Origin of the sequence: Okeania sp., assembly GCF_035285525.1 — a bacterium.
Lineage (GTDB): Bacteria > Cyanobacteriota > Cyanobacteriia > Cyanobacteriales > Microcoleaceae > Trichodesmium.
Map to the genome: position 1 here is coordinate 1 of NZ_JAYKGW010000238.1, position 11,094 is coordinate 11,094.

At 34.9% G+C, this 11,094-nt stretch carries 6 protein-coding genes; 3 read left to right on the top strand and 3 right to left on the bottom strand.

Annotated elements, in window-relative coordinates; all coding sequences use genetic code 11:
- The 3 genes from VKJ25_RS22495 to VKJ25_RS22505 all read left to right on the top strand — a co-directional run.
- A partial coding sequence (locus VKJ25_RS22495; protein ID WP_324238883.1) for a hypothetical protein occupies positions 1–388 on the top strand: 388 nt, incomplete at its 5' end.
- Positions 389–794: 406 nt separating this feature from the next.
- Positions 795–3,656, top strand: a complete 2,862-nt coding sequence (locus tag VKJ25_RS22500) for a hybrid sensor histidine kinase/response regulator (protein WP_324238884.1) — start codon at positions 795–797, stop codon at positions 3,654–3,656.
- 300 nt (positions 3,657–3,956) lie between these two features.
- Positions 3,957–5,366 (top strand): diguanylate cyclase domain-containing protein, encoded by a 1,410-nt coding sequence (locus VKJ25_RS22505; protein ID WP_324238885.1) that lies wholly within the window; start codon positions 3,957–3,959, stop codon positions 5,364–5,366.
- A 558-nt stretch (positions 5,367–5,924) separates the two neighbouring features.
- Here the strand turns inward: VKJ25_RS22505 and VKJ25_RS22510 are convergent.
- The 3 genes from VKJ25_RS22510 to argZ form a co-directional block, all read right to left on the bottom strand.
- Complete coding sequence (locus VKJ25_RS22510) at positions 5,925–6,608, bottom strand: hypothetical protein (RefSeq protein WP_324238886.1); 684 nt, start codon at positions 6,606–6,608, stop codon at positions 5,925–5,927.
- Between the two features lie 235 nt (positions 6,609–6,843).
- Positions 6,844–7,908 carry a M23 family metallopeptidase gene (locus VKJ25_RS22515; RefSeq protein WP_324238887.1) on the bottom strand — a complete coding sequence of 355 codons (1,065 nt, stop codon included), beginning with the start codon at positions 7,906–7,908 and terminating at the stop codon, positions 6,844–6,846.
- 432 nt (positions 7,909–8,340) lie between these two features.
- Positions 8,341–10,452, bottom strand: coding sequence for a bifunctional arginine dihydrolase/ornithine cyclodeaminase (gene argZ, locus VKJ25_RS22520; protein WP_324238888.1), 2,112 nt, complete (start codon positions 10,450–10,452; stop codon positions 8,341–8,343).
- Positions 10,453–11,094: the final 642 nt, after the last annotated feature.

Below are 11,094 nucleotides of genomic sequence, written 5' to 3' on the forward strand. Positions count from 1 at the left end.
TAGAAAAGGTAGAAAAGGTAGACAAGGTAGACAAGGTAGACAAGGTAGACAAGGTAGACAAGGTAGACAAGGTAGACAAGGTAGACAAGGTAGACAAGGTAGACAAGGTAGACAAGGTAGACAAGGAAGACAAGGAAGACAAGGAAGACAAGGAAGAGGGAAGACAAGGAAGACAAGGAAGACAAGGAAGAGGGAAGACAAGGAAGAGGGAAGACAAGGAAGACAAGGAAGACAAGGAAGACAAGGAAGACAAGGAAGAGGGAAGACAAGGAAGACAAGGAAGACAAGGAAGACAAGGAAGAGGGAAGACAAGGAAGACAGGGAAGACAAGGAAGACAAGGAAGAGGGAAGACAAGGAAGACAAGGAAGACAAGGAAGAAGTATATAAACTAAGACATATTTAAAATGTGTTTTAATAAGTAGGGGTGATTCGCGAATCACCTCTGCTTCTCTGTAACAATGTGCTTAATATTTACTCAGACCTAAATTTTTCTGATATCTATATTTATAGCAATCCTAAATAGGTTGTAAGATTTGATCGTAGGGGTTTGGTTTCCAAACCCCTTTGCGTTTAGATTTGCGTTTAGATTTGGAGAACAAACCCCTACAGTCTTTTTTCTCAAGAAATAAAAAGGCAGAAAAATATTTCTAGTAAGCATTTATTAAACTGGAATTATACATTACAGCGCTTTTCAAATGAATGAACCACGTTGCCATATATGAACTTCAAAAAAAAGATGAATTTTATCATTCCCAAGACAATAGCAGATAACATTTTTTTCAAAATAATATTTTTGATTATAGTTGTTTTCCTCTGCTTATTTATATCAATTTCCTATAGCTATGCCCAAAATAATAACTTAGAACATCTTGGTAATGTTGTGGTTTTAAAAGATAATGTTCAAAAATATCCTTTAGGATTAAATTTAGAAATATTTGAAGATAAAACTAGAGAATTAACTCTTGAAAATGTTGTCAATCAAGAATTTACTCCTAGCAATAAAAAGAAACCAAACTTAGGTGTAACAACATCAGCAATCTGGGTTCGTTTTCAAGTGAAAAATCAAGCAATTTTACCACAAAAATGGATATTAAGTTTAAATGAAACTCGTATAGGTACAGTAGATTTTTATTTTGATCAAGGAGAAAAAAAAGGACTTAAGATAATTAAAACTGGGAGATTTTTACCTTTTAGCACTAGAGAATTTAACCATCGTTATTTTCTCTTTAGTTTGCCTTTTACTGATGATAATCAAAAAACTATTTATCTACGTTTAACTTCAAAAGCAGGTTTAGTTATTCCCTTAAATATTTATGGTTGGGAAACATTTTTACAGGAAGATCAATATATTTTTTTTTCTTTGGGAATAGCTTATGGAACTTTTTTAATAATGATTGGTTATAACTTGTTTTTATTTATTTCTTTAAAAGATAAAAGTTATCTACATTTTGTTTTGTTTATTATCGGTTATTTATGGTTTAGATTATGTCGAGATGGAATCGGACATCAATTCTTGTGGAATAATTTTCCTAACTATTATGAGATTCAATCATTCGCTTTATTATTAATGTTTTTTTCGTGGATAAAGTTCACCCAATCTTTCTTAAAAACTAAAAAATATATTCCGAGAATGGATAGATTTTTATTTATTATATCTTTAATTGTAGTTATGGCAGTTATTATATCAATGCCAACCAAATGGAATAATATTATCGTAATTTTTAATGCTATATTTATTAGTGTCATAATATTAATAACTGCTTTGATAAGATGGAGACAAAGATATCAGCCAAGTAAATATTTTTTATTAGCGATGTTTGCTCCTATTTTAGGAATAATTATTCGTAGTTTTAGTGCCCTTGGTTTTTTACCTTATGGTTTTTATGTACAGAGCCGTTCAAATTTTACTTTTAGTTTATCGGTCTTATTATTTTCAGTTGCTTTAGCAGATAGAATTAATCTGATTCAATATGAAAGAGAAAAAGCACAAAATGAAGCTTTAAAAAATACTGAACTTAATCAAAAATTAATTGAAGAACAAAATATTACTTTAGAAAAAAAAGTGGGTGAAAGAACAAAACAATTATCTATTGCTAAAGAAAAAGCGGAAGTTGCTAATCAAGCCAAAAGCACTTTTATTGCTAATATGAGTCACGAATTACGCACTCCTTTAAATGCTATTTTAGGCTTTTCTCAAATTATGATGCGTTCTCCAACTTTGTCAAAAGAACATAAGGAAAATACAACTATTATTAATAAAAGTGGCAATTATTTATTAACCTTGATTAATAATATTTTAGATTTGTCGAAAATTGAAGCTGGGAAAATGATTCTCAATCCTAAGAGTTTTGATTTTTATTCCTTTTTAAATGAACTTGAAGATTTATTACATATTACCGCAGAAAATAAAGGCTTAACATTGATTTTTGATCGTCAAGATAATGTACCTCAATATATCTATACTGATGAAACTAAGTTGCGCCAAGTGTTAATTAATTTAATCAATAATGGAATTAAGTTTACTTCTGAAGGGGGTGTAAGTGTAACTGTTGTATCCCCCCTTAGTTCCCCCTTTGAAAGGGGGGAAAAAGAATTAAGTTTGGAAAAAGGGGAAAAAGAATCTTCTGTTAATTCCTCTTTGGAAAAGAAAGAATCCCCCCTTAGTCCCCCCTTTGGAAGGGGGGAAAGTTTGGAAAAAGGGGAAAGTTTTGAAAAGGGGAAAAATAAGGCAACTATTATTTTTGAGGTGAGAGATACAGGAGCAGGAATTTCTGAAGATGAAATACCCAAATTATTTGAAGCATTTGCTCAAACTGAAACTGGTAAAAATAGTCAAGAAGGCACAGGTTTAGGTTTACCTATTAGTCGTAAATTTGTGCAGTTAATGGGAGGAGATATTCAAGTTAAAAGTCAAGTAGAAAAAGGTACAACTTTTCGATTTAATATTCAGGTTAATATCGCTAAAAAAGAAGATATAAAAATTCAGGAAAATCCTCGTCATGTTATTGCTTTAAAACCTAATCAACCTCGTTATAAAATATTAATTGTAGATGATCGCCCGACTAATCGTTTATTATTAATCAAGCTATTACAACCATTAGGATTTGAATTAAAAGAAGCTAAAAATGGTAAAGAAGGTATCGAAATTTGGGAAAAATGGCAACCTCATTTAATTTGGATGGATATGAGAATGCCTATTATGGATGGTTATGAAGCAACTGAATATATTAAAGGTACAATTAAAGGAAATGCCACCGCAATTATTGCTTTAACAGCGAGTGTTTTAGAAGAACAGAAAGCAATTATTTTATCAGCAGGATGTGATGATTTTGTGAGAAAACCTTTCCGAGAAGCCACTATTTTTGAAATTATGAAAAAGCATTTAGGAGTTGAATATATTTATGAGTCAGAAACTCAATCTGCAACTACTATTGAATCATCTAATTTAACAGTAGAAGAACTACAGAAAATGCCTGAAGAGTGGTTGAAAAAAGTTTATTTTGCTGCTAAAGCTCTAGATGATGATATGATGTTAGAATTAATTGATGAAATTCCTGTCGAACAATCTTTATTAGGGCAGCATTTGAAAGGTTTAGTTGATGATTTCCAATTTAAGAAAATTAGAAAACTTATTGAATCTATTTTTGGGCAATAGGGAATAGGTAGTCGGTAATAAGTAAGAGTTTCACATTTTATTTTTAGTTTTTGAATTGTGACAACCTATAGCAATACTATTTTATTCGTGTCAAAAATCTTGCCTTTTTTCGGGAATAGCTAATAGGTAAGAATTTGAGAATTTATTTCGAGTTTTTAATTTGTTGGAACCTATTTGGGATTGCTATATTTAGGATTATTATATTTGCCAAAATACTTTTTTCCTATTCCCTGTTCCCTGTTAAGTGTTCCCAGTTAAGTGTTCCCTAAAAACGATTATTCTATAAATATTGAAAATATAATGATGACTAAATATAATGATTTACCGAAACAAAATTTTGAAGCTACAATTTTAATAGTTGATGATAATTTAGCAAATTTAAAAGTTTTAGCAACTCTTTTAAAAACTAATAGTTATCAGGTGAGAAAAGCTATTGATGGAGAAAGTGCATTACTTTCTGTCGAAACTGATGTTCCCGATCTAATTTTATTAGATATTAAAATGCCGGAACTTGATGGTTATCAAGTTTGTGAACGTTTAAAAAGGAATGCTAAAACCCAAGAAATTCCAATAATTTTTATTAGTGCTTTGAATGAGGTTTTTGATAAAGTAAAAGCTTTTGAAGTAGGAGGAATAGATTATATTACTAAACCTTTTCAAGAAGAAGAAGTTTTAGCTAGAATTAAAAGTCAGTTAACTATTCAAAAACAGAAACGACTACTAAAAAAAGAAAGAAAATTATTAAAAATAGAACAAGATAATCTGAAGAAAGAAATTAGACAACGGAAAGAAGCAGAGGCTATTTTATATCAATCTAGGGCAATGATTTCTAGTATTTTAAATTCTTCTCTTGATGGTATAGCAGCTATGGCAGCATTAAGGGATAATAGAAGCGGAAATGTTCTTAATTTTTCTTGTTTAGTTGTTAACCCAATTTTAGCTAGAGCTTTTAATCAAGAGCCAGAAGATTTGACTGGTAAATTAGTTGTCAAAAAGTTTTTAGATAAAATTAATGGTAATTTATTTGATGATTTTGTTAATGTGGTAGAAACTGGAAAGTCTTTAGAGAAAGATATTTATTTTGATAACCAAGGAGAAAGAAAATGGTATCATTTCATTGCTGTTAAATTAGGGGATGGTTTTGCGATTACAGTTAGAAATATTACAGAAAGGAAAAACCTAGAATTAGAATTAAATCAGATTGCAGCTATAGACGAATTAACAGGAATTGCTAATCGTCGCAGTTTTCAGGAAACTATAGCCAAAGAATGGCGGCGTTGTCGAAGAGAAAAACAACCTTTATCTGTGATATTATTCGACCTGGATTATTTTAAATTATATAATGATTTTTACGGACATCAGGCTGGAGATATTTGTTTAAGGAAAGTTGCTCAAGTTGTAAAAAAGGTAGTAAATCGTCCTTACGATCTGGTTGCTCGTTATGGGGGTGAAGAGTTTGTGATTCTTTTACCTAATACAAATCAGCGAGGAGCAACTTTGATTGCTAAACTTGTCCAACAAGCTATTCGCAAAATAGCAATTCCTCACCAAGAATCAAAGGTAAGTTCTATTGTCTCCCTTAGTCTGGGTATTGCCAGTATTATCCCCAGTGCCGAAAGTTCGCCGGATGCTCTGATTGCAATGGCCGATAAAGCTTTATATACAGCAAAACAAGAAGGGCGAAATCGAGCGATCGCTTTTACTGTATAAAACTAGAAGGAAGAAGGAAGAAGGAAGAAGGAAGAAGGAAGAAGGAAGAAGGAAGAAGGAAGAAGAAGGAAGAAGAAGGAAGAAACCTTTAATAAACAGGACTTATGCAGAAACTGGGTTGATCAACAAAATCTCGTGGTTGGAACTGAACTCAGAAACCGGGTTTCTACTATATATAGAGTTTTGGTGCGTTACGCTTCGCTTTTGATGTCGCGCAGCGAAATACACTCTACCAATAGGGTTCATGGGTAAGTCCTGTTTATTAAAGACAGGACTTATGCAGAAACTGGATTGATCAACAAAATCTCGTGGTTGGAACTGAACCCAGAAACCGGGTTTCTACGCTCGTACCGGGTTTCTCCCGTGTAAGTCCTAATAAAGCTACTATATAGAGAGTAGCTGATGGCTGTTTGCGCAGCATGACCCAGGAAATGCTTACCTAACTATTTCAGGACTTACGCAGATGAACCCAGAAACCCGGTACGAGGGTAGATTATTACTGCTCAAAACAAAGATTTATCCTAGAAATCGGGTTATTCCCGTGTAAGTCCTATATTTTTACAAAATTATGATTTTTGTAGAATTTATAACTTTAAAATTATCGCTATAAATTCTCACATAACCATATTTATCACAAAATTTATTTAGTTCTTTTTTTAAATATTCATTAACATTTTTCCAGTCACGATTAGGAATTTTTGGTTTGGCTGATACTCTAAATTTTTGCAGAGAATTGTTATAATTTTTGAGCCGAATATCAAAAATTTTTGACCGATCAATTTTATTAATATCAGTCAAATTTCTGTCTTTTAAAAATTCTAAAACTTCTCGCTCACAATACTCCACTTTAAAAGTAGCTGATGGTTGATTATTTACTATTATTTGATTCCAGAATAAATAAGAAGCGATCGCTTTCTCTAAATTATTAACACAAATTTGTTCGATATTGATTCCTAGATATTTATCAACATTTTTATAAATATAATTACTAGCTTGCTTTTCAATACCACGAGCATAAGTTTCATCAATTTGCATCAAAATACTAGGAATAGCATTCAAAGGATTTCTCACATAATGCACGACATATTGAAATTCAAAATTAAATCTAGATAAGCCTGGTTGTTTGGGAATACCCCAAGGTGAATATTTGGAAAAAACAGTAAAAAACCAACAACTCATACCATCTTGCCAATCTTTTTCATGGCCGATTTGTAAGTTACATCTTTGGAAAAGTTGACTCATATATCCTGAGCCACATCTTGGATGTCCTATTATTAATAGCTTTCTTTTATTAATCAATTTTCTATGAAAAAGAGGGAACAGGGAACAGGGAATAGAGGATAATAATTGATGATTTATGGATAATAATTAATGGTTTTTTGAACTTTTGAAGATGTCTATTATTATGAACTATACCTATCGCGGTCAAGATACTTGCACTACAAAATTTTCACCATTTACTATGCTTTATCAATTATTAATTATTAATTATCCATTGAACCTCTTTACTGACATTTACCAAAACTTTACCATCTCTGGTCAAACTATACTCACCTCTCCATTTACCTTGAGGAAGAGACTGAGAACTATTGCGTTTACCCACATATCCTATTGATGTTTTGTTAGGAGATTTAATTTCTCTTGTATTATCTATTACTCGATCACCGTTGGGAGCAAATAATTGATAATGTTCGCGATCGCCAGCCAAAACTCCATAAATTTGTACCCAAAATATCAATATAGGACTATTTGCTGATAACACTGTGTCGTAAAATTTCCCAGACCACAAATCATCCATATTTGGTTGTGTGGTAGCAAACCCACTTCTAATAAGTCCAGTTGGTTTATAACTTAAAGGTTGTTCCCAAATTGAATGACGAGTATTATTACAACCGCTCCCAACATTAGGTCCAATAAATGGGTCTACAATTTCTCCCTGATATCGAAAGCCTAAATGTACATGAGGAAAAGAAGCTAAACCCGATGTTCCCACCATTCCCAGTTGAGTACCTGTTTCCACAACTGTTCCTGGTTTTACAACTACACTACCATTCCGGAGATGACAATATTGAGTTTCCCAACCATTGCCATGATCTATGACTATTCCGTTACCACATTCAATGTTTTTAACTGTATCCTTGTCGGCTTGATTTTTGATTAGACGATCTGGTACTCCGTCTCTAGCTCGTAGCACTTTACCGGGAGCAACTGCTGTTACAGGTACACCTTGAGCCATGATTTTTTGATCAGATATGGCAAAGTCGGTTCCTTTGTGGCCGTCGTAAGTTTGTCTACCACAACCAAAATCTACTGCTTTGGGACTGGGGTCGCGATCGCTATACAATAAAATAAAGCAGTCTTTATCTAGTTGACATTTTAGTGGTATGGCAAATTTGGGATTATTTGGTACTTGAGCAACAGAGTTGTCAATGACGGAATTTGAGAATAGTGGAATATTAGCATTAGCAGTGAGCAGGTAGTTAGTTGCTAATACTATTACTAATGCGACCAGAAAACCATAAAAATAATGTCTCAGTTTCATATTTTTTCTGTTTAATTATTTTAGGACTTACGCATGAACTCTATCCGTAGGGTGCGTTACGCTGACGCTAACGCACCGATACTTCATATCTAGTACCTTTGCTTAAGTCATGTATTTTTTTATTAATGGATCGGGACTTACGCATGCGGAAGGCAATTTTCTCCGATACGAGGGACAGCGTTTCGCTCCGCGACATGAATGGGTCGCAGTCCGTCAGGATAGCAATCTCAAACCCCTATTTTTCCTACCTCATGGCTTTAGTCCTATGGATAATGAAAACTATAGCAATCCTAAATAATTTGTGAAAAAAAGCTGTAGGGGTTTCGTCTCCAAACCCAAACTCCTAAGTGATTTGAAAACCAAACCCCTATCATAAAATGTCACAATCTATTAAAGACTGCTATGTTTCTAATTATCAATTATCCATTAATATTACGCTTTTGCTACCAAATAAGGACTGGTCAACTGCTCCAACTGCTGAACCAACAAACTGAGGAACAAACCCACATCTGTCACCACACCGATAGATTCAACTGAACCGCGATCGCTTAATTTAGTCACTACTGCTGGATTAATATCTACACAAACCATTTTCACTCCTGCAGGTGTCATATTCCCTACTCCAATAGAGTGCAACATAGTTGATAACATCAAAACCATATCAGCACCTTCCAACAACTCAGCGTATTCTTCCTGGGCTTTAATCAAATCCATTTGAGTATCAGGTAAAGGTCCGTCATCACGGATGGAACCAGCTAAAACAAACGGCACATTATTTTTAACACACTCATACATCACTCCATTTTGCAGAATATTACTTTCAACTGCTTGAGCAATACTACCACAACGGCGAATAGTATTAATAGTCTTCAAGTGATGTCGGTGTCCCCCATGAACCGCTACTCCCTGTTTCATATCCACACCCAGGGAAGTTCCCATCAGTGATTGTTCAATATCGTGAACTGCGATCGCATTACCACCCAACAACGCTTGTACATATCCCTGACGAATCAAACTTGCTAAATGTTCGCTACCTCCAGTATGAATTACAACTGGACCTGCGGTAACTACTACCTTGCCGCCGCGATCGCGAATTTGTCGTAATTCCCAAGCTACTTGTTCAACCACTAATTCTACCCGACGTTCGCTAGAAACTCCAGCAGACATAAAGCTAAATTCTTCTTGATTTCGTTTTTCACGGGATTCTGGTTTCCGGATGGTGCGAATACCTGCGACATCCACTACCACCTGTTCGCCAACTTTTAAATCCCGGATAACTTTACATTTAGCTTGAATCTTGCCGTTAACTTCAGTAATAGCGATCGAGCCATCCATCCTTTGATTTTGTACTCGTATCCACTCACCTTTTACTCTAACTTCGGTGGGATAAATAGTCGTAACATAAAAATCATCAGCAGCGACACCATCTTGTTCAACTGGTTCCAGTTTAGCATCCTGTAGATTTTCAGTAGGAATGATTGCACCGATGTCAATAAGCTGACTCATTATTTCTTCCATAACTTCATGGTCAGGCGCAGAAACCTTAACTTCAGCAACAGAAGTGCTTTGGCGTTGTTCTCCTAGATTAAAATTGAGAACTTTGAAACTACCACCACCTTCAACTATTAAGTCTAAAGCTTGATTAATTAAACCAGTATCAAGTAAATGTCCTTCCATGCGAACAGTTTGACTTTCCACCTGCACTTTAGCATAACGATCTGGTATAATTGGTTCGGTAACTCGCAGAGTCAAACATTTAGCTGCACCACCTGCTTTCAGAAACTCAGTCAAAGGTGTTTCAATAATATTAAAACCTACTTGCATCAGAAGTGATTTCAAATCATTACTAACCTTGTTCATTATGATGGTTCGATTAATATTAACTGCGTTGCAGGCAAAGTTGACTGCATCTGCTTCTGTTACTTTAATCCGTTTTTCTATGGGTACTCGCATTTCAATGATACGGTTAGAATAGGAGTCAAATGCTGGTGGATAATAGAGTAAGTAACCGCCAGTTAGAGGACAGAAGCAAGTATCGAGATGGTAGAAACGTTCGTCTATCAGTCGCAGAGATAATACTTCAATATCCAGCCATTTTGCTAACAGTGGGTGGGAGTCAAGTTCAGAACGGAAACCATATCCTGCCCACAGATAACGACCTTCTCTGTCTAGAAGAGCATCTCCTGCACCTTCAAAAGGCAATTCTTTGGGAAGTTCGTGAACAGTAAAACCTTGACTGAGGAACCATTCTTTGAAATGGGGTTCTTCCCCTTGACGTTCTTTATGAAAAAAACGACTCAGAACTACTGCCTTTCCCAGAACTAGACCTGCATTGGCGGTAAATACCATATCTGGCCAACCTTTTTGGGGTGGTACTAGGTCTACAATAGCGTGTTCTTTAATAATTTTGTGCAGTTTGTGCCATTGTTCAACCGAGCGATCGCGGGAAGATTTGTGAATATTGCCTTCCATCCAAGGATTAATTACATAGTCCACATCATAGTGGTCTGGGGAACATAAGAGAAAACGAATTGAATCAGTCATAATTATTACTTGGTAGATACAATATGTACTAGAGCTACTGAGTTTATTTGATAATCAACTAGACTTATGCAGGCGAACCCATAAACCCGGTTTCTCCTAGATGTTTATTGTCAAAAACAATGATTTACTCTAGAAACCGGGTTCCTCCCGTGTAAGTCTTGATTAACTAAAAACCCACTCCTAAAATTATTCAGGAACGGAATTTTAACGTAAAAAGGTTAACAGTTTATCTTATCACCCTTCTCTCATATCCGATGCTTTTTTTCAATAAATTTAAGAATTCAGAATTAGGACTTACGCAACGGCACTATATATCTTTGGTGGGTTACGAGATACGCTAACAAACTCTACTGCATTGTTTCACTTAAAATAGTGCATTAGTAGGGGCGGGTTTATGAGGAAATTTTCATGCTTACTCTAAAATTTACATAAACCCGCCCCTGAGACGGTGGCTTATATCATCAGGGGGCGGGTTGCTCTGACTTACTTGGAAAACTCGTTAACTCACTTGTGAAACCCGATTTTTCGGGAACCGTACCCGCCCCTGAGACGGTGGCTTATATCATCAGGGGGCGGGTTGCTCTGACTTACTTGGAAAACTCGTTAACTCACTTGTGAAACCCGATTTTTCGGGAACCGTAC

What these genes read in the sequence shown, in the direction of transcription:
- VKJ25_RS22505 (WP_324238885.1), top strand. Translation starts at nt 3,957, where the DNA reads ATGATGACTAAATATAATGATTTACCGAAACAAAATTTTGAAGCTACA.
- VKJ25_RS22510 (WP_324238886.1), bottom strand. Translation starts at nt 6,608, where the DNA reads ATGAGTCAACTTTTCCAAAGATGTAACTTACAAATCGGCCATGAAAAA.
- VKJ25_RS22515 (WP_324238887.1), bottom strand. Translation starts at nt 7,908, where the DNA reads ATGAAACTGAGACATTATTTTTATGGTTTTCTGGTCGCATTAGTAATA.
- argZ (WP_324238888.1), bottom strand. Translation starts at nt 10,452, where the DNA reads ATGACTGATTCAATTCGTTTTCTCTTATGTTCCCCAGACCACTATGAT.